Below are 18,554 nucleotides of genomic sequence, written 5' to 3'. Positions count from 1 at the left end.
CAGTAAATACCTAAATTAATCATCTAACAGTTAGTGGGGGAAAGAAAGCCCTCACTGATTGAAAAGTCGTTTTTAATCATTTAATTGGATCCTTGAGCTACCTGCTCCAGGTTTCCGTTTTTATCCATTCGGAATGTTGGAGCTTTTATAGTTCCTTGATCATCCAGAACGGTCATTTTTCTAGCTCTTTCCATAATTTGAATAAATGCTTGGTAATCTTCTTTCATTGTATTCATTTCATTTTCTGTTTGTTCTAGCTGTTTTTCAAGCTTATTCACTTGTTCTTTTAACATGCTATTCTCTTTTTGTGTCTGTTCGAGTGATGCTTTTGATTGATTGGAAGCATAATAGTCTTTTTTTAGTTCTCTTAAAAATTGAATAACCATATCTATCGTAATAGAAGGTGCTTCTGTTTGATTTACTTCTGATTGAATAGAAGTTTGTTCATCTCCGTTTGAAACTTCATAGTTGGAAGGTACGGCCATAACCGGTTTCCGAATTGGGCCGGATTTCTTTGCCATTGCACGCTTTTTCTCTTTTCGCTGTCTTTTCGCAAGGTCGATTGCACTCTCGTATTTTTGTCTGACCTCCGCATTCCAACGAAATCCGCAAGCGGCAGAGGTGCGATTTAATTTGTCTCCAACTTCTTCAAACGCATTTAATTGTGTGCTACCTTCTCTGATATGGCGTAATACAGTTTCTGCTAACAGTAAATCATCTTCATGTGACCAAGCATCTTGTCTGACTTTTGCCATTATGTTCAACTCCTTTTCCTAGCAGCATAAACAATAGATTTGTACAGATAGTTATTTTTAAAACTTAAATGAGTTTAGTAGGATATCTATCTGTATGAATTGTTTGTTACAAGTTAGTTCATCTAAGGAAAATAGATTTTCCTGATGACTAGTGACTTTTTTATTATTCTTACCGCAAGGAATCGGATTTATACCTTATTTCTTTTTTCTCGTTTAATTTTATCGTAGACTTTTTTCAGAGCCTGTTCAAATTTGCCAGATTCCTTTGGATGGTAATAGTGTTTATTTTTTATAGAATCCGGTAAATATTGTTGACTCACCCATCCGTTTTCATAATCATGGGGGTAGATATAATCCACACCTCTTCCCAGTTTTTTTGCTCCTTGGTAGTGTGCGTCTTTCAGATGTGCAGGGATTTCTCCACCTTTTCCGCTTCTGATATCGGACAGAGCTGCATCCAATGCTTGATATGCGGTATTGGATTTCGGTGAAAGGCAAAGTTCAATTATTGCTACACTAAGCGGGATGCGTGCTTCTGGAAAACCTAATCGCTCCGCAGCTTGAACAGCTGCAATTGCTCTTGGTCCAGCTTGTGGGTTAGCCAGACCAATATCTTCATACGCCGTTACAATCATCCTTCTAGCAATACTATCCAGATCCCCAGCTTCAATTAATCTTCCTAAATAATGCAGTGCTGCATCTACATCACTGCCGCGTATGGATTTTTGAAAAGCAGAAATAACATCATAGTGTGCATCCCCATCTTTATCATGGGAGAAGCTTTTCTTTTGCATACATTCCTCCGCAGCCTCCAGTGAAATGTTGATCTTATTCTGTTCATTAGGTGGAGTGGATGAAATGGCTAATTCCAATCCGTTTAATGCCGAACGTAAATCGCCACCTGAAGCGACGGCGAAATGTTCTAACGCTTCATCTGTTATATGTATATTTTTGTTTCCAAATCCCTTTTCCTCATCATATATAGCACGCTGTAACGCGGTTTTAATGTTTTCTATCGTTAATGGATGAAGTTCAAATAGGTGACATCGGCTTCTGATTGCCGGATTGATTGCGTGATACGGATTGCTGGTTGTGCAGCCTATTAATGTTACCAGGTTGCTTTCCAAATGGGGGAGAAGAAAATCCTGTTTTGCTTTATCTAGACGATGAACCTCATCAAGAATAAGGACAAGGTTTCCACGCATTTTGGCTTCTTCCACTACTATTTCCATATCTTTCTTTTTATCCGTTACAGCATTAAGTAATTTTACAGGCAGTCCTAAGCTTTTCGCTAAAGCATTTGCCATTGATGTTTTTCCTGTACCTGGAGGTCCGAACAGTATCATGGAAGAAAGCTGTTCTGCCTTGATCATTCGATATAAGATTTTTCCTTCTCCAACCAAATGTTCTTGTCCAATGATTTCTTCAATATGGTTAGGGCGCATTCGAAAAGCTAGTGGTTCGTGTTTCATTTCAATCGTCCTTTACTAGTACGCTTCAAAAAGGTACAATCACTTTTGCACTTCTTTTGAAGACATTTAATTTTAATGATAATTTAGTATAAAGCTTAATTCCAATTCGGTATAAATGCAAGAGACAGGTTATTCATGCTATAATATCATGGATTATGAAATAATGTTCAAACAGGGCACTAAACTCTGCTGGTTTTTCTTTTGAATATATGTCGAAAAGGCTTTTTTCAAAGCTTGTTGCATCTAACTATCGCAGTTGATATAAACTATGACATAGTTTCAGATGATGTTGGAGGTATTCTACCGCTACGGAATACACTTCGCGCACCTTAGGGTGACCCGTGAGCCTCCTCGTGCTGTCTCGTCTTTTGGGGTCTCACTTTGGCCACTTTTCCCGCAGGAGTCTTCGTGTATTTCCTTCGCTGGTTTCGTGCTTTTAATTTATTTTAGCTTAATTAATTTTTAGCATAGCGAACCACTAATAAGTGGTTGATTGGAGCAGAGGGCAGTCGACTCTTGCGGGAAAACGGGCAACTGAAGACCTAGCAGGAAGTGCTTTTCTTCCGAGGAGGCTGAAGCGTTGCCCTAAGGTGCTCCATTGCCCGGAGCGGAAATCGGAGCACTATATTCGCAGTTTATGTATTTTATGTCCAAACGACAATTTTTTTGAAAATAGAGATCAAAAAATAAGAACGTTTAGTTTAACGATGAAAAAATAGAGGTGTTAATTAATGAAAATTTCAACTAAAGGAAGATACGGTTTAACGATTATGATTGATTTAGCAAAAAAGCAAGGGGAAGGCCCAGTATCGCTTAAATCGATTGCAAAGGACAATAATCTATCCGAGCATTATTTAGAACAACTCGCATCTCCATTGCGAAATGCGGGTCTAATAAAAAGTATACGTGGAGCATATGGTGGTTATGTTTTAGCAAAAGATGCAAAAGATATGACTGCAGGAGATATTATTCGGGTGTTGGAAGGGCCAATCACATTGGTTGAAGGCATTGAAGAGGAACAGCCTGCCCAGCAGGAGCTGTGGGGTCGAATTCGGGATGCGATTAAAAATGTGTTGGATAAAACTACATTGGAAGATCTTAAAAATCATGATGATGATGAAAAGCAGCAAGCATATATGTTTTATATTTAAAGATGTATCAAGTACGGCTTATGTTTAGAAGGGAAAGAGATTGATGGAAGCAATATATTTGGATCATGCAGCAACGACACCAATAGAGCAAGAAGTAATTGACACCATGTACCCAATCTATCAACAAACATTTGGTAATCCATCCAGTGTCCATTCTTTTGGGAGAAGAGCGAGGCGACTGCTGGATGAAGCAAGACGTGTCATGGCTAAAAGTATTCATGCCAATGAAAAAGAGATTGTCTTTACCAGTGGGGGGACAGAAGCCGATAATTTAGCGCTGATTGGAACAGCTTTGGCAAACCGGGATAAAGGAAATCACATCATTACTTCCGTTCAGGAGCATCATGCGACACTCCATACGGCAGAATATCTAGAAAAAGAAGGGTTTGATGTGACGTATTTACCTATTTATGAAGATGGGAAAGTACGAGTGGAGGATTTACAAGAAGCATTACGTGATGATACGATTCTTGTTTCTATTATGTTTGTTAATAATGAGACAGGAATAATTCAGCCAATCAAGGAAATCGGTGAAATACTTACCGACCATCAAGCATATTTACATACGGATGCGGTACAGGCTTTTGGGTTATTGGATATTGATGTGAAAAAAATGGGAATCGATTTATTATCGGTATCTTCTCATAAAATATACGGACCAAAAGGTGTAGGTTTTTTATATGTAAGAGAAGGTATTCCAATCAACACGTTGCAGTTTGGTGGAGAACAGGAACGTAAACGACGTCCTGGAACGGAGAATGTCGTTAGTATCGTGGGTTTCCAAAAAGCGGTGGAGCTAGCGATGGAAAATAAAGAAAATCGAAGACAACAGTACCAACGTTTTAAAGAGTTATTTTTAAGAATACTTAGGGAAAATCATGTAACATTTGAGATAAATGGGGATTACCATACGCAAATTGAATCGATTGTTAATTTGAGTTTCCCTGGGGCAAATGTCGAACAACTCCTGACAAACTTTGATTTAGAAGGAATTGCTGCATCTAGTGGAAGTGCATGTACGGCAGGAAGTGTGGAACCTTCTCATGTATTAACTGCTATGTTTGGTAAAAATAATCCTTGTACAACCAATTCCATTCGATTCAGCTTTGGTAATTTTAATACCATGGAAAATGTAAACGAGGCGGCTAACCGAGTGGCAAAGATTGTAAATCGATTAACTTCATAAAAGGATAGTGAATAAATATGAAAGATAATAAAGATATACGTGTTGTAGTAGGTATGAGTGGTGGTGTTGACTCCTCTGTAGCGGCACTGTTGTTAAAAGAGCAGGGTTATGATGTTGTCGGTATTTTTATGAAGAACTGGGATGATACGGACGAATTTGGAGTTTGTACCGCAACAGAAGATTTTGACGATGTAGTTCGTGTTTGTAATCAACTGGATATACCTTATTACTCCGTCAATTTTGAGAAGGAATACTGGGATAAAGTATTTACTTACTTTCTCGATGAATATAAGGCAGGCAGAACACCAAATCCGGATGTGATGTGCAATAAAGAAATCAAGTTTAAAGCCTTTCTGGATCATGCATTATCGTTAGGGGCGGACTACTTAGCGACTGGTCACTATGCCCGGGTGAGGGAAGTGGACGGGAAGGTGCAAATGCTTCGTGGTGTCGATGATAATAAGGATCAAACCTATTTCCTTAATCAATTATCAGAGGATATTTTAAGTAAAGTCATGTTTCCACTAGGTGAATTACCAAAACCTAAAGTACGGGAAATCGCGAAAGAAGCTGGCTTAGTAACAGCTACGAAAAAAGATTCAACAGGGATTTGTTTTATTGGGGAGCGAAATTTCAAACAATTCTTAAGTGAATATTTACCTGCACAACCTGGTGAAATGAAAACGTTGGATGGCGAAGTAATGGGACGTCATGAAGGGTTGATGTATTATACCATTGGACAGCGTCAAGGGCTCGGAATTGGCGGCCCAGGAGATCCATGGTTTGTTGTCGGTAAGAATTTAGGAGACAATGTATTATATGTTGAACAAGGCTATTCCAATGATAAACTATATTCAGAAGCATTAATTGCAACGGATGTAAATTGGATTAACCCAGATGATATTCAAGAAAACTTTACCTGTACGGCAAAATTCCGCTATCGTCAAAAAGACAGTGACGTGACCGTTACATTAATGGAAGATAATAAGGTGAAAGTGGACTTCTATGAAAATCAACGTGCCATTACACCCGGACAAGCGGTTGTTTTTTATCATGGGGATGTATGCCTTGGTGGTGGAACGATTGATGAAATCATCAAAAATGATCAAGCACTTCAATATGTAGGCTAAAGATTGAGGAGTCGTTAAGATGGATAAAAATGCGCAAGGAATTACATTCATGCAAGAGCATAAATATGAAGAAGCAGCAAAGCTTTTTAATGAAGTGATTGAGGAAAATCCAGATGATCCTTTAGGATTTATCAACTTTGGGAATTTATTACTCCATATAAAAGAGTTTTCTCGTGCTGAACGTTTTTTTAATAAAGCCATTGAATTGGACGAAAATACTGCGACTGCCTATTACGGGCTTGGAAATCTTTATTTTGAACAATCTGATTTCCAAAAAGCGGTTTCCCATTTTCAAAAGGCACAACAGCTTGGCCTAGAGGAAGCGGATGTTTATTTTATGCTCGGGCTCTCCCTTCTCCATGAGGAACAGTTTAAACTGGCTCTTCCTTATTTATTAAGGGCGAGTGAACTTGCTCCTGAAGATGAGGAGGTTCAGTTTCAGTATGGACTTGCATTGGCACAGAGTAATCATCTGATAGAGGCAAAGAATGTATTTTTAAAAGTTTTAAAGAAAAATAAAAATCATGCAGATTCACACTACAACCTCGGTGTCATTGAATTATTCGATGAAAATATAAACGAGGCACTAAAATATTTTGATGAGGCATTACGTCTTCAGCCAGATCACTTACTAGCAGCAAACGGCAAAAAAAATGTAGAGAATCTGTTAAAGGAAAATAAGAAAGAATAGTGAGGTTGTTTTTATGGAAAACGTTCAGCAATCTGAAGAACAAAAGTATATTAAAGGGGAACTATTGTATACCATTTTTCATAATGAGTCTGAACATTTTTCCATTGCAAAAGTAAAAGTCAAAGAAACAAACGAAGACTTTAAGGAAAAAGAGCTTGTTGTAAAAGGCTATTTTTCCAACCTTCAGGAACAGACAACCTACTATTTTTACGGTGAATTTGAAAGACATGCCAAATTCGGCTTACAATACAAAGTTCTTTCTTACCAAACTTATGTCCCAGAGACAGAAGATGGACTGGTTGCCTATCTTTCCAGTGATTTATTTTATGGAATTGGAAAGAAATTGGCGAAGCGGATTGTGGGGAAATTGGGCTCCAACGCTATTAATAAAATTCTTAATCATCCAGATTGTTTAAAAGATGTTTCTGGTATTAACAAAGAGACTCGTGAAAAACTGGTTCAGAGCATCCGGGAAAATCAAGGGTTTGAGCATGTTGTTGTAAATTTAGCGAAATATCATATTGGATTAAAAATGGCACAAAAAATATATGCTGTTTATAAAGAAGAGGCTGTTGAAAAGCTGGAAGAGGATCCTTATCAGTATGTATTTGATATCGAGGGATTTGGTTTTCAAACGGCAGATGAAATTGCAAGACAAAATGGCCTCTCATTAACTCATCCTAATCGAATAGGTGCGGGGTGTATTTATGTCTTACAAAGAAGTGTGCAGGATGGTCATGTTTATCTTCCTTTAGACTATTGTGTAAGTGAAGTAATCGGGTTACTTCATGCCAATCATGAGTTAACAGAAGACCTTATTATGGATAGATTAGAAGAGCTTAATAAAGAAAAGAAAGTGATTATTCAAGAAGGTAATGTATATTTGTCGTCTCTGTATTATGCAGAAGATGGATTTTCTGCCCATCTGGATAGAATCCTCCAAAAAGAAGTGGAACACCGTACGCCTTTGGCAGAATTAATGAAAATCATTGGGGATATAGAAGAACAGGAAGTTTTAAGCTATGGGAAAGAACAGTTTGAAGCAATCAATCAGTCTATTCATTCTAAAATTATGATTTTAACTGGTGGACCTGGAACAGGAAAAACAACAGTAATTAAAGGGATCATTAAGGCTTATGCAGCCATTCATGACCTCTCTTTAAACCGGGACGATTATAATAACAAATCGGAATTCCCATTTGTTTTAGCTGCACCGACCGGCAGAGCAGCTAAACGATTAACTGAATCTACAGGACTGAAGGCTTTCACGATTCATAGATTGTTAGGATGGAATGGCAATAACGGATTCGATAAAGATGAACAGGAACAACTGGATGGCAAATTTTTAATTGTGGATGAGTTTTCCATGGTTGATATATGGCTGGCTCATAGTTTGTTTAAAGCGATCCCTGAAGATATGCAGGTTCTTTTGGTAGGGGATGAAGACCAGCTTCCATCTGTAGGACCAGGACAGGTACTTTCTGATTTATTGAGCAGCGGATTGATTCCGTCCATTCGTCTTAATGAAGTGTACCGTCAAAAAGAAGGGTCGAAAATTATACAGCTTGCACATGAAATTAAAAATGATACGTGTACGGTTGATTCTTTGAAAAATGACCGTGATTTTAGTTTTATTGCTTGTCATGAATATCAAATGATTGATGTCATTACAACCATTTTTTACCGCGCCCAGGAGAAAGGGATTGATGTGAAAGGGATGCAAGTATTAGCACCGATGTATCGCTCCCAATCCGGGATTACCGTGATTAACAAACATCTGCAGGAACTGATCAATCCGAAGACGAAAAGAAGGCGCGAAGTAAAAGTAAACGATGTCGTGTTTCGGGTTGGAGATAAAGTCATTCAGCTTGTTAATCAGCCGGAAGATGGGGTATACAACGGGGACATCGGTGAAATAGTGGCTGTCTTTCAAGAGGATGAAAACAAGGAAAACGTCGAACAAATTGTTATTTCCTTTGATGATAAAGAGGTTTCCTATGAAAGAAAGGGTTATGTTAATTTTATGCATGCCTATTGTATTTCCATTCATAAATCACAGGGAAGTGAATTTCCAATTGTTATATTGCCAGTGTTATCCACTTACAATAGAATGCTAAGAAAAAATCTACTATATACAGCGATTACGAGAAGTAAAGAATCCTTAATTATTTGTGGTGAGAGAGAAGCGTTTTTCAAAGGGATTCGCACAGTAGATACCAATCGTCGATATACGTCATTAAGTGAACAATTGACGAGTAGATTAAGTAATCAGGATAAAATGGAGATACCGGAAGTGGAAGAGGAGGAAAAAGATTTTTCTCCTTATGATTTCATGGAATAATATGTATATTTTAGAATGATTCGGGCAAGCCTATCATTGAAAACTTATCTTAGAAATGAGGTGTTTTTAATGGTAATGCGTTGTCCGAATTGTAATGGGAAGGATATTGGAAAAATAGGAGCTCAAAACTATTATTGTTGGTCGTGTTTCATAGAAATGTCTGTCGTAGATAATGAGTTAACTGTTCATCAAATCGAAGCAGATGGCAGTTTAAGTTCCTTAAATGATTTATTCTCAGAAGAGGAATTAAGATTACCATAACCCCCCATAGTTATATAATCAATAGAGCTAAGGGAGGTAATGGTGTGTTTCAGGACGAAAAACGAACTTCTATTATTTATTGGCTTATAATCGGTATCCTATTATTTTTATTCGTATATTTGCTTGTAAAAACTTTTCCATACTATGGTGAGGTTTTTTCCTTTCTATGGAAGCTGTTTACGCCATTTCTAATTTCCTGTTTAATTGCCTATTTACTCTATCCAATTATTGAAAAGCTGCATAGCTATAATATTCATAGAGGATTGGCCATTTTATTTATTTACTTATTATTTTTTGGTGGTATAGGATATCTCATTTATCGCGGTTACCCTGTCATTGTTCATCAGCTCCAGGACTTGGCAAATAACTTGCCGGAAATAATTGAAACATATCAAACGCTGATTTACAGTTTGTATGAGTACACATCTTTCATGCCAGAAGTAGTACATGACAGAATGGACCAGTTTTTCATTAATATCGAAAATTCGCTGGATACCCTATTATCCAATTTACTGGGTGGATTCACAAAAATATTTGATATGATTATTACTATTACCGTGATACCTGTTCTTGTATTTTACTTCCTAAAGGATTACGATAAAATCAAATCGTTTTTGAAACGGTTTATTCCCAGTAAGTATCGAAAAGAATCAAGTGAAATGATTCATGCTATGGACGACAGTCTAGGAGATTATATTCGCGGTCAACTTATCGTGTGTTTATTTGTAAGCTTAACCGCACTCATTGTGTTTAAGTTTTTACATATTGAATACGCGTTATTATTAGCGATTATTATGGGTGTTACTAATATTATCCCATATTTTGGTCCCATCTTAGGAGCCATTCCTGCAGTCGTTATAGCATTTACGACAACCAATTCTCTTCAGTTGGTTATATTTGTGATTATTGGTATTTTTGTTATTCAAATTATTGAGGGAAATCTCCTGTCTCCTTACATTGTCGGAAAAAGTGTCGCTATCCATCCGGTAGCTATCATTTTTGCATTATTACTGGGAGGGCAATTATTTGGGGTTATTGGCATGATATTGGCAGTTCCAGTATTATCTATTATAAAAGTAATAGTAAACCATGTTTTAGCTATTCCGGTTAGGCGTTGACAAGATGTTTAATTTTTTTTATACTCAAGTAAGCAAAGCTATATGCAGTGAAAAATAGAAAACGTTGAAAGTGATAAGTACATGAAGGTCAGGCTTTTAGAGAGGGATTTTCATAGGCTGGAAGAAATCCCAGTACTGGTTCATGGAAAGCTACACTGGAGTGCGGTTAATACCCGCCGGTTTCACACCGTTAACATGATTGAAGTGATGAATGATAGTAGATCGTTCATAATTAGGGTGGTACCGCGAATCTATCTCGTCCCTGCAATAATGCAGAGAGGAGATTTTTTTCGTTTATACTAGAAAATATAAGGAATGAACAACTAGGATACTTGCGAAAGAAGCATGGAATGTAAGTATATCTGGCAACTTTGTAAAGAGGAGGATGATTATTGATGAAACAGTTAACTTCGGCAGAAATAAGACAAATGTATATTGATTTCTTTAAAGAAAAAGGGCATCGTGTAGAACCAAGTGCATCACTCGTTCCTAAGGATGATCCAACATTATTATGGATTAATAGTGGGGTAGCTACGTTGAAGAAGTATTTTGATGGACGTGTGATACCAGAAAATCCGCGAATCGTAAATGCACAAAAATCGATTCGTACAAATGATATTGAAAATGTCGGATTTACAGCAAGACACCATACATTTTTTGAGATGCTTGGCAACTTTTCCATCGGGGATTATTTTAAAAAAGAAGCGATAGAATGGGCGTGGGAATTCTTAACAGGCGAAAAGTGGCTGAGTCTAAACCCGGAACTATTATCTGTTACGGTACATCCTGAAGATGATGAAGCATATGATATTTGGCTAGATGATATTAAAATTCCAAAAGAAAGAATTATTCGTTTAGAGGAGAATTTCTGGGATATTGGGGAAGGACCAAGTGGGCCAAATACAGAAATTTTCTATGACCGTGGAGAGGAATTTGGAAATGACCCGAATGATCCAGAACTATATCCGGGGGGCGAAAATAGTCGTTATTTGGAAATTTGGAATTTAGTATTCTCACAGTTTAATCATAATCCTGATGATACGTATACACCGCTTCCTAAGAAAAACATTGATACTGGAATGGGACTGGAGCGTATCGTTTCTGTCATCCAGAATACGCCAACTAATTTTGAAACAGATTTATTTATGCCAATTATCCGCAAAACGGAAAAACTTGCATCAACGGCTTACGGGAAGTCAGTGGAAGGTGATACAGCATTTAAAGTGATTGCAGACCATATTCGAACTGTAAGCTTTGCAATTGGAGACGGGGCACTTCCATCTAATGAAGGCAGGGGCTATGTATTAAGACGATTACTTCGCAGGGCAGTCCGATTTGCTAAAGAGATTGGCATTCACAAACCGTTTATGTATGAGTTGGTGGAAACGGTTGGAGAAATTATGAAAGATTTCTATCCAGAAGTATTAAAACAACAGGAATTAATTGAATCCGTGGTAAAGGTCGAAGAAGAACGATTCCATGAAACATTAAATGATGGCCTGGAAATATTAACTTCCATTATAGAAAAGGAAAAAGCTAAAGGTAGTGCGGTATTCCCAGGGGAAGAAGTTTTTCGCTTGTATGATACGTATGGCTTTCCTAAGGAATTAACCGAGGAATATGTAGAACAGCAAGGCTTTTCTGTTGATGAAACTGGTTATCATAGAGAAATGGAAAAACAGAGAAATCGTGCTAGAAGTTCCAGACAAAAAGTCGATTCCATGCAAGTACAGGATACCATTCTAAGTGAAATCGAAGTGGATAGTGAGTTTGCTGGGTATGAGCAATTGGAAACTGAAACGAAGATTGAAGCGATTTTTGATGGAAACTCAATCGTAAATCGTGCTAAAACCGGAGATACAGTATATGTCTTCTTAAATAGAACACCGTTTTACGCGGAAAGCGGTGGACAGGTTGCAGATAATGGTTGGATTTATACCGAAACAGCATCCGCATTTGTAGAAGATGTCCAAAAATCACCGAAGGGACAGCACATTCACCGTATTGTTGTAAAAGATGGCGAACTTCAAACCAATGAACAAGTAAAAGCAATGGTTTCCAAAGAATTTCGTCAGTCAATTATTAAAAACCATACCGGTACTCACTTATTGCATCAAGCACTAAAAGATGTGCTTGGAAGCCATGTAAATCAGGCTGGTTCCCTTGTTACTCCCGAGAGGCTGCGTTTTGACTTCTCTCACTTTAATCCTGTATCACAGGATGAGCTTGAAAAAATTGAACAGATTGTTAATGAAAAAATCTGGGAGGCACTTCCTGTAGAAGTGGATCTTAAGAAATTGCAGGAAGCAAAAGAAATGGGAGCAATGGCACTATTTGGAGAGAAGTACGGAGATATCGTGCGCATAGTACAAATAGGGGAGTACAGTTTGGAACTTTGCGGTGGCTGTCATGTAAAAAACACTTCTGATATTGGTCTATTTAAGCTCGTATCTGAAAGTGGAATCGGTGCGGGAACCCGAAGAATTGAGGCAGTAACAAGTAAATATGCCTATAAATACTTGAGTGATAAATTAAATGTACTTCAAACATCTGCACAGTTAGTAAAATCAACAGAAGAAAATCTTCCTGAACGAATTGAAAGCCTGTTCCAGGAAATTAAACAGCTACAGAAAGAAAATGAATCATTAAGTGCTAAATTGGCTAACGCAGAAAGTTCATCTATACTGGACCAAGTGGAAACAATAGAGGGAATATCCTTACTAGCTCAGCAAGTCCAAGTAAAAGATATGAACCAGTTAAGAAATATGATAGATGATTTAAAACAAAAACTGGATTCAGGTATTGTCCTGCTTGCAACCGAAAAAGATGGAAAAGTACAGCTGGCATCTGGTGTATCCAAAGATTTGGTAGAGAAAGGTTTCCATGCAGGTAAACTGATTAAGCAAGCAGCACAAATTTGTGGTGGAGGCGGTGGAGGCCGTCCGGATATGGCGCAGGCTGGTGGAAAAAATCCTGATAAAATATCTGAGGCAATCCAATATGCTAAGGATTATGTGCTGGAAATTTTAAAGTAATACATGATTTTCTTAGATAATGAGATAATAATCATATCTGTATATAATGAGATATTTCGACAGTTACCACAGGTGACTGTCGAAGTTTTCCTCACTTAATGAACTGGCTGTAAGGACTAATTTAACCGATAAGTAGGGATTACAACCAGTAAACAGCTAATTTGTTCATTTGGCAATTCGCAGGAAAGGATGCTCCTACAATTTGAAATTCACTTTATCTTCAATTTAATATATGTATTTCCTTGTTTCACTTTATGATACTTACATGTTAAAATGATGATAGATAAAGATTTCGACATTATTTTAGTATTTTATCAAAGAAATACAGTGGTAGTTTTTCAAAGCAAATTGGAAAATATAAAATTCCTTTATGCATATGTGTCAAAGGTTATTGCAAAAATAGTGGTAGCCAAGTTTTTAAGAACGGGGTGTCTAAATGAGTTCAATGGACAAAACAATGAAATTTAACTTTTCGGAGGAACCTTATGACCAGGACATTAAAGAAATCCTTTTTACGGTTCATAGTGCCTTAAAAGAAAAAGGGTATAATCCTATTAATCAAATTGTTGGATATTTATTATCTGGTGATCCAGCTTATATCCCACGGCATAATGACGCAAGAAATTTAATACGTAAGGTAGAGCGGGATGAAGTAATAGAAGAGTTAGTAAAATATTACTTAGAACAGCAAAAGGCAGATTAAATGAAGATTATTGGATTTGATGTTGGCTCCAAGACCATTGGGGTTGCAATCAGTGATGCATTCGGCTGGACAGCACAAGGATTAACAACAGTTTATTGGGATGAAACTGATATAACCTCAGCAGATGAAGAACTATCAAAAATAATAAAAGAGCATGAAATTGGCAAAGCTATAGTAGGACTTCCCAAAAATATGAATGGTACCATTGGTGAACGGGGAGAAGCGTGTCAAAGATTCGCAAAGCATATCGAAGAAAACTATGGTATTCCAACAGTACTTTGGGATGAAAGGCTTACAACGATGGCTGCTGAAAGGGTATTACTTGAAGCAGATATGAGCCGAAAAAAACGCAAGAAAGTAATAGACAAAATGGCTGCAGTCATGATTCTGCAAGGCTATTTAGACCAAAAATAATAAATGAGGTGAAGGTGTGCCACTTGAGAAGAAAGAACGTATCATCGTTCCAGATGAGAATGGCGAGGAAAATTTATTCGAAGTCTTATTTACCTTTGATGTGGACGAAACGGGCGATTCCTATATTGCTGTAGTTCCTGTTGAGCAAGCGGAAGATGAAGAAGTCGAAGTTTATGCTTTCCGTTATGAAGAAACGGAAAAAGAGGATTTAACCTTATTCCCAATTGAATCTGATGAAGAATGGGATATGGTGGAAGAAATGTTAAATACATTGTCAGACGAAGAATTAGTAGAATAACCATGTAACTGATGTCGATAGCCGGCATCAGTTTTTATTTAGGCTGTTATCAAAAAGATTGGGACTATGACTGCATTACCCCGGCAAAAGTAAAGAATTAATCAGAGTTATCTTTTTGCGGCCGACTCTTCCCTACGAAAAAGATTAAAACTGTTTTTGACTAAAAATATAACTCCTTACTAATGAAAATTCCTATGGTGATGCTCTCGCTTGTTCTAATGATGATAGCGGACTTTATTCGCTCCGGCAGAATACTTACGGTTCGTGGGCATGACCTAAAACCAGCGGAGGAAAATAAACGGAGAATCCTTGAAAAAGAAAAGCGCTTTTTCTGCGTGCGATGTAACGCTGCCGAAGCCTTCCTTGTCCTGCGGGAAAAGTGGCATCGGTGAGACCCCTAAAGAAGACAGCATGAGGAGGCTCACCAGCCGCCCTAGGGTGCGCGGAGTGTATTTCCGTAGCGGTAGGTGTAGCACCAATATTATCTCAAGTTAGTTTGCAGTTTTTATCAACTGCGATGTTTAAAAGTAATAGCCTGGGTAAAAGCTGGTCGTTAAAAATTTTTCCCCCTAAACACGGTGCAGTTGCATGTAATCTTACATAAAAATTATGGATATTATTGCACTTTTTTAGTATAATAAATCGAATGAGAGGGGGAGACCGAATGTCCAAAAAGAAAAATACGGGAAAATTTAAGGACAACCTCATCGCAAGAAGTGAAGAGGCTAGTAGAGTGAGAAAAATAGTATCTGTGATCATATTAGCACTTTTATTAATATTAGTGATTGGTGGTATATCCGGATATATGTATATAAAATCAGCTCTAGAACCTGTTGATCCAACCAGTAATGAAGAAATATTTGTAGAGATACCACTTGGATCATCGTCTTCAACGATTGCTAATATTCTTGAAGAAAATGGGGTAATTAAAAACGCATTTATTTATCGGTTTTACATAAAACTCAATAATGAAACAGAGTTTCAAGCAGGAAATTATACGTTTACTCCATCGATGACATTAGAAGAGATTACCGAGAATCTGAAAACAGGAAAGATGATGCAGGAACCATTATTTACGGTAACGATTCCTGAGGGGAAAAACATAGAAGAAATTGCCGAAATATATGCAGAACAGCTCCATTTTAAAAAAGAAGAATTTTTGGAAGTAGTAAATGATAAACAATATATCGAGGAATTGATTAATAAATATTCCATATTATCTGAGGAAATATTACATGAAGATATAGTAACCCCTTTAGAAGGATATTTGTTTGCTGCCACTTATGATTTTTATGAAGAAGAACCGACTATTCAATCCATTATTGAACAAATGCTTCTTCAAACACAAAAAGTAGTTACTCCATATCTGGATGAAATATCCAATCATGAACTCACTCTGCATGAAGTAATAACATTTGCATCATTAGTTGAGAAAGAGGCCAGCAAAGAAGAACAGAGAAAGGAAATTGCAGGAGTGTTTTATAATCGTCTGGAAAAAGATATGCGTTTAGAAACAGACCCTACCGTTGCCTACGCAGTCGGGGAACATTTAGAAACAACGTTATATGAGCATTTAGAAACTGAATCACCTTATAACACATACTATATTAAGGGGTTACCAATTGGTCCTATAGCGAATTTCTCGGAAAGTTCTTTAGAAGCGGTGTTAAACCCAGAGGACTCTAACTATTTATTCTTTCTGCATGATAGTGAAGGACAAATTCACTACGCGGAAACTAACGAAGAACATAATCGAAATCGAGAGAAATACTTGAATTAAGAACAGGAAAACACATGGGAAATATGAGCGATATTCATATTTCTCTTCTGTTTTTATGAATGCGGGTTTTATTTTACCTCTTAAGCATAAGTAGCAATGTATACAGAAATGAGGCATAAGCATGTTAGATGAGCAACTGCGCTATTATTTAAATCAAACACACCCTCCAAAAGGAGAATGGGTAAAAGAATTAGAAGAGCAGGCAAAAACAGATCATGTACCTATTATGGAAAGTGTTAGTATGCATTTTGTTATGCAAATTATTCGCATCAGCAAACCAAAAAGAATATTGGAGATTGGAACGGCAATTGGATATTCTGCTCTTCGGATGCTCGAAGCAAATCCAAATACATCTATTGTAACAATAGAAAGGGATGAAGTGCGTTACCAGCAGGCATTAGATAATATTCAGCGTCTAAACAAGCAGCATCACATAGACGTTATATATGGAGATGCATTAGAAGAAATAAGTAAACTGCAAAATACTGCAGATCCCTTTGATTTGATATTTATAGACGCAGCAAAGGGTCAGTATAAACGATTTTTTGAACTTTCTGTGCCATTGCTATCTAATAATGGATTAATTATTACAGACAATGTATTATTTAGAGGGTATGTAGCCAATCCTGAATCCAGTCCTAAAAAATACCGGAATATGGTAGACAAAATTAAAAATTACAATGATTTCCTAATGAGTCATTCTGATTTTACAACCTCTATCATACCTGTTGGTGATGGAGTTGCTTTAAGCTACAAGACATGAAAGGAGTATACCTAATGAAAGGAAAGCCTGTAGTAATTGGTGTTGCTGGAGGCAGCGGAAGCGGCAAAACTTCTGTTACCCGTTCCATTTGCCAACGTTTTACCGATAAAACTATTCTTGTTATTGAACAGGACTATTATTATAAAGATCAAAGTCATCTTCCTTTTGAAGAAAGATTAAATACCAATTATGATCACCCACTAGCATTTGATAATGACTTATTAATGAAACACCTTCATGATTTATTGAACAATAAACCAATTAATAAACCGGTGTATGATTATAAAGTACATACCCGTTCTGATGAAGTAATTACAGTGGAACCAAAGGATGTTATTATTCTAGAAGGGATTCTGATTTTAGAAGATCCACGACTTGTTGATCTGATGGACATCAAGGTATTTGTTGATACGGATGCAGATATTCGGATTATTAGAAGATTACAAAGGGATATAAAAGAGCGCGGTCGAACACTGGATTCCGTTATTGATCAATATTTGCATGAAGTTAGGCCGTCACATTTGCAATTTATTGAACCCACCAAGAGATATGCTGATATTATTATTCCAGAAGGTGGCGAAAACCATGTTGCTATAGACATAATGGCATCAAAAGTTGAAAGCATATTATCAAAAAAGCATGAAAATGATGAGGAAATTTCTTGATTATTTATTTAAAGTCTGCCATAGTAATGATTAGCATATTTTATAACTGTTATTAAACTCGAGCGTTATGTAAACGCTCATTTGATATGTATAGTGTAAAAGGAGTGTTTTTAATGGCTGTAGAGAAAAGTTATTATATGACAAAAGAGGGGAAAGAAAAACTAGAAAAAGAACTGCAATATCTAAAAACAGATCGCAGACAGGAAGTTGTAGAGCGTATTAAAATTGCTCGTGATTTTGGTGACCTGTCTGAGAACTCTGAATATGATGCAGCGAAAGATGAGCAAGCTTTTGTAGAGCAGCGAATTACCCAAGTAGAAAAAATGATTCGTAATGCGGTTATTATAGAAAATGATGAAGAAAATGCTAATATTGTTTCCCTCGGGAAATCCGTTACGTTTATCGAACTTCCAGATGGCGACGAAGAAACGTATACAATCGTTGGTAGTGCCGAAGCAGATCCTTTTGAAGGAAAAATCTCCAATGATTCTCCAATGGCAAAAAGCTTGCTCGGGCAAGAAGTTGGTTCTGAAGTGACAGTAACAACTCCTGGTGGAGACATACAAGTGAAGATAAAAAAAGTCGAATAGATTGAACAAAGTGGGAGCTAATCACTCCTGCTTTTTTAATATAAGTGCTTATTCAAAAAGGAGGATGAAAAGGACCGGTCAGCTAAGATCGCAACGTCCTGGGACTGCGGTTACTCGTCCCACCGAAAACATTTGTTGCGGGCGCTGACACTAGTACGTCCTATGCGCCTTAAAGTTCGAGGCGGCGAAGCTTTGACTAGC

Annotated in this window: 17 protein-coding genes and 1 other annotated feature; of the genes, 15 read left to right on the top strand and 2 right to left on the bottom strand. The window is 37.2% G+C overall.

Annotation, left to right across the window (positions count from 1 at the left end; all coding sequences use genetic code 11):
• Nucleotides 1-80: 80 nt before the first annotated feature.
• The gene (locus GMJ66_RS15155; protein WP_156291160.1) at nucleotides 81-755 is read right to left on the bottom strand and encodes an RsfA family transcriptional regulator; all 675 of its coding nucleotides are present in this window, start codon (nucleotides 753-755) and stop codon (nucleotides 81-83) included.
• Between the two features lie 188 nt (nucleotides 756-943).
• The gene (locus GMJ66_RS15150) at nucleotides 944-2,227 is read right to left on the bottom strand and encodes a replication-associated recombination protein A (protein WP_156291159.1); all 1,284 of its coding nucleotides are present in this window, start codon (nucleotides 2,225-2,227) and stop codon (nucleotides 944-946) included.
• Nucleotides 2,228-2,958: 731 nt separating this feature from the next.
• On the opposite strand from GMJ66_RS15150, the gene cymR reads away from it, so the two are divergent.
• From cymR to greA, 15 genes are all read left to right on the top strand, one after another.
• Nucleotides 2,959-3,378 carry a cysteine metabolism transcriptional regulator CymR gene (gene cymR, locus GMJ66_RS15145; protein WP_156291158.1) on the top strand — a complete coding sequence of 140 codons (420 nt, stop codon included), beginning with the start codon at nucleotides 2,959-2,961 and terminating at the stop codon, nucleotides 3,376-3,378.
• A gap of 43 nt (nucleotides 3,379-3,421) precedes the next feature.
• The gene (locus GMJ66_RS15140) at nucleotides 3,422-4,564 is read left to right on the top strand and encodes a cysteine desulfurase family protein (RefSeq protein WP_156291175.1); all 1,143 of its coding nucleotides are present in this window, start codon (nucleotides 3,422-3,424) and stop codon (nucleotides 4,562-4,564) included.
• A 17-nt stretch (nucleotides 4,565-4,581) separates the two neighbouring features.
• Nucleotides 4,582-5,694 carry a tRNA 2-thiouridine(34) synthase MnmA gene (mnmA, locus tag GMJ66_RS15135; RefSeq protein WP_156291157.1) on the top strand — a complete coding sequence of 371 codons (1,113 nt, stop codon included), beginning with the start codon at nucleotides 4,582-4,584 and terminating at the stop codon, nucleotides 5,692-5,694.
• A gap of 19 nt (nucleotides 5,695-5,713) precedes the next feature.
• Entirely contained in the window at nucleotides 5,714-6,385 is a 672-nt protein-coding gene (locus GMJ66_RS15130) for a tetratricopeptide repeat protein (RefSeq protein WP_156291156.1), read from the top strand.
• Between the two features lie 13 nt (nucleotides 6,386-6,398).
• Nucleotides 6,399-8,726, top strand: coding sequence for an SF1B family DNA helicase RecD2 (gene recD2 / locus GMJ66_RS15125; protein ID WP_156291155.1), 2,328 nt, complete (start codon nucleotides 6,399-6,401; stop codon nucleotides 8,724-8,726).
• Between the two features lie 75 nt (nucleotides 8,727-8,801).
• Complete coding sequence (locus GMJ66_RS15120) at nucleotides 8,802-8,987, top strand: hypothetical protein (protein ID WP_197046725.1); 186 nt, start codon at nucleotides 8,802-8,804, stop codon at nucleotides 8,985-8,987.
• 44 nt (nucleotides 8,988-9,031) lie between these two features.
• The gene (locus GMJ66_RS15115) at nucleotides 9,032-10,105 is read left to right on the top strand and encodes an AI-2E family transporter (protein WP_156291153.1); all 1,074 of its coding nucleotides are present in this window, start codon (nucleotides 9,032-9,034) and stop codon (nucleotides 10,103-10,105) included.
• 55 nt (nucleotides 10,106-10,160) lie between these two features.
• Nucleotides 10,161-10,372 (top strand) — a binding site (T-box leader).
• A gap of 128 nt (nucleotides 10,373-10,500) precedes the next feature.
• Nucleotides 10,501-13,140: an alanine--tRNA ligase gene (gene alaS / locus GMJ66_RS15110; RefSeq protein WP_156291152.1), complete on the top strand. Its 2,640-nt coding sequence runs from the start codon at nucleotides 10,501-10,503 to the stop codon at nucleotides 13,138-13,140.
• Nucleotides 13,141-13,576: 436 nt separating this feature from the next.
• A complete protein-coding gene (locus GMJ66_RS15105; RefSeq protein WP_156291151.1) occupies nucleotides 13,577-13,843 on the top strand; it encodes an IreB family regulatory phosphoprotein in 267 nt (88 codons plus the stop codon).
• Nucleotides 13,844-14,257: a Holliday junction resolvase RuvX gene (ruvX, locus tag GMJ66_RS15100; protein WP_156291150.1), complete on the top strand. Its 414-nt coding sequence runs from the start codon at nucleotides 13,844-13,846 to the stop codon at nucleotides 14,255-14,257.
• A gap of 16 nt (nucleotides 14,258-14,273) precedes the next feature.
• Nucleotides 14,274-14,555 (top strand): DUF1292 domain-containing protein, encoded by a 282-nt coding sequence (locus GMJ66_RS15095; RefSeq protein WP_156291149.1) that lies wholly within the window; start codon nucleotides 14,274-14,276, stop codon nucleotides 14,553-14,555.
• Nucleotides 14,556-15,219: 664 nt separating this feature from the next.
• Nucleotides 15,220-16,335 carry an endolytic transglycosylase MltG gene (gene mltG / locus GMJ66_RS15090; protein WP_156291148.1) on the top strand — a complete coding sequence of 372 codons (1,116 nt, stop codon included), beginning with the start codon at nucleotides 15,220-15,222 and terminating at the stop codon, nucleotides 16,333-16,335.
• 121 nt (nucleotides 16,336-16,456) lie between these two features.
• Nucleotides 16,457-17,098, top strand: coding sequence for an O-methyltransferase (locus tag GMJ66_RS15085; RefSeq protein ID WP_156291147.1), 642 nt, complete (start codon nucleotides 16,457-16,459; stop codon nucleotides 17,096-17,098).
• 14 nt (nucleotides 17,099-17,112) lie between these two features.
• Nucleotides 17,113-17,763 carry a uridine kinase gene (gene udk, locus GMJ66_RS15080; RefSeq protein ID WP_156291146.1) on the top strand — a complete coding sequence of 217 codons (651 nt, stop codon included), beginning with the start codon at nucleotides 17,113-17,115 and terminating at the stop codon, nucleotides 17,761-17,763.
• Nucleotides 17,764-17,876: 113 nt separating this feature from the next.
• The gene (greA, locus tag GMJ66_RS15075) at nucleotides 17,877-18,353 is read left to right on the top strand and encodes a transcription elongation factor GreA (RefSeq protein ID WP_156291145.1); all 477 of its coding nucleotides are present in this window, start codon (nucleotides 17,877-17,879) and stop codon (nucleotides 18,351-18,353) included.
• Nucleotides 18,354-18,554: the final 201 nt, after the last annotated feature.

The sequence above is a fragment of the Oceanobacillus salinisoli genome, assembly GCF_009733865.1.
Taxonomy (GTDB): domain Bacteria; phylum Bacillota; class Bacilli; order Bacillales; family Amphibacillaceae; genus Oceanobacillus; species Oceanobacillus salinisoli.
The sequence above is the reverse complement of the archived record's forward strand: the minus strand, read 5'-3'. Positions and strand labels throughout refer to the sequence as shown.

Bases quoted from the DNA above. Each gene is read 5' to 3' on its own strand.
- GMJ66_RS15155 (WP_156291160.1), bottom strand. From the start codon at position 755: ATGGCAAAAGTCAGACAAGATGCTTGGTCACATGAAGATGATTTACTG.
- GMJ66_RS15150 (WP_156291159.1), bottom strand. From the start codon at position 2,227: ATGAAACACGAACCACTAGCTTTTCGAATGCGCCCTAACCATATTGAA.
- cymR (WP_156291158.1), top strand. From the start codon at position 2,959: ATGAAAATTTCAACTAAAGGAAGATACGGTTTAACGATTATGATTGAT.
- GMJ66_RS15140 (WP_156291175.1), top strand. From the start codon at position 3,422: ATGGAAGCAATATATTTGGATCATGCAGCAACGACACCAATAGAGCAA.
- mnmA (WP_156291157.1), top strand. From the start codon at position 4,582: ATGAAAGATAATAAAGATATACGTGTTGTAGTAGGTATGAGTGGTGGT.
- GMJ66_RS15130 (WP_156291156.1), top strand. From the start codon at position 5,714: ATGGATAAAAATGCGCAAGGAATTACATTCATGCAAGAGCATAAATAT.
- recD2 (WP_156291155.1), top strand. From the start codon at position 6,399: ATGGAAAACGTTCAGCAATCTGAAGAACAAAAGTATATTAAAGGGGAA.
- GMJ66_RS15120 (WP_197046725.1), top strand. From the start codon at position 8,802: ATGCGTTGTCCGAATTGTAATGGGAAGGATATTGGAAAAATAGGAGCT.
- alaS (WP_156291152.1), top strand. From the start codon at position 10,501: ATGAAACAGTTAACTTCGGCAGAAATAAGACAAATGTATATTGATTTC.
- GMJ66_RS15105 (WP_156291151.1), top strand. From the start codon at position 13,577: ATGAGTTCAATGGACAAAACAATGAAATTTAACTTTTCGGAGGAACCT.
- ruvX (WP_156291150.1), top strand. From the start codon at position 13,844: ATGAAGATTATTGGATTTGATGTTGGCTCCAAGACCATTGGGGTTGCA.
- mltG (WP_156291148.1), top strand. From the start codon at position 15,220: ATGTCCAAAAAGAAAAATACGGGAAAATTTAAGGACAACCTCATCGCA.
- GMJ66_RS15085 (WP_156291147.1), top strand. From the start codon at position 16,457: ATGTTAGATGAGCAACTGCGCTATTATTTAAATCAAACACACCCTCCA.
- udk (WP_156291146.1), top strand. From the start codon at position 17,113: ATGAAAGGAAAGCCTGTAGTAATTGGTGTTGCTGGAGGCAGCGGAAGC.
- greA (WP_156291145.1), top strand. From the start codon at position 17,877: ATGGCTGTAGAGAAAAGTTATTATATGACAAAAGAGGGGAAAGAAAAA.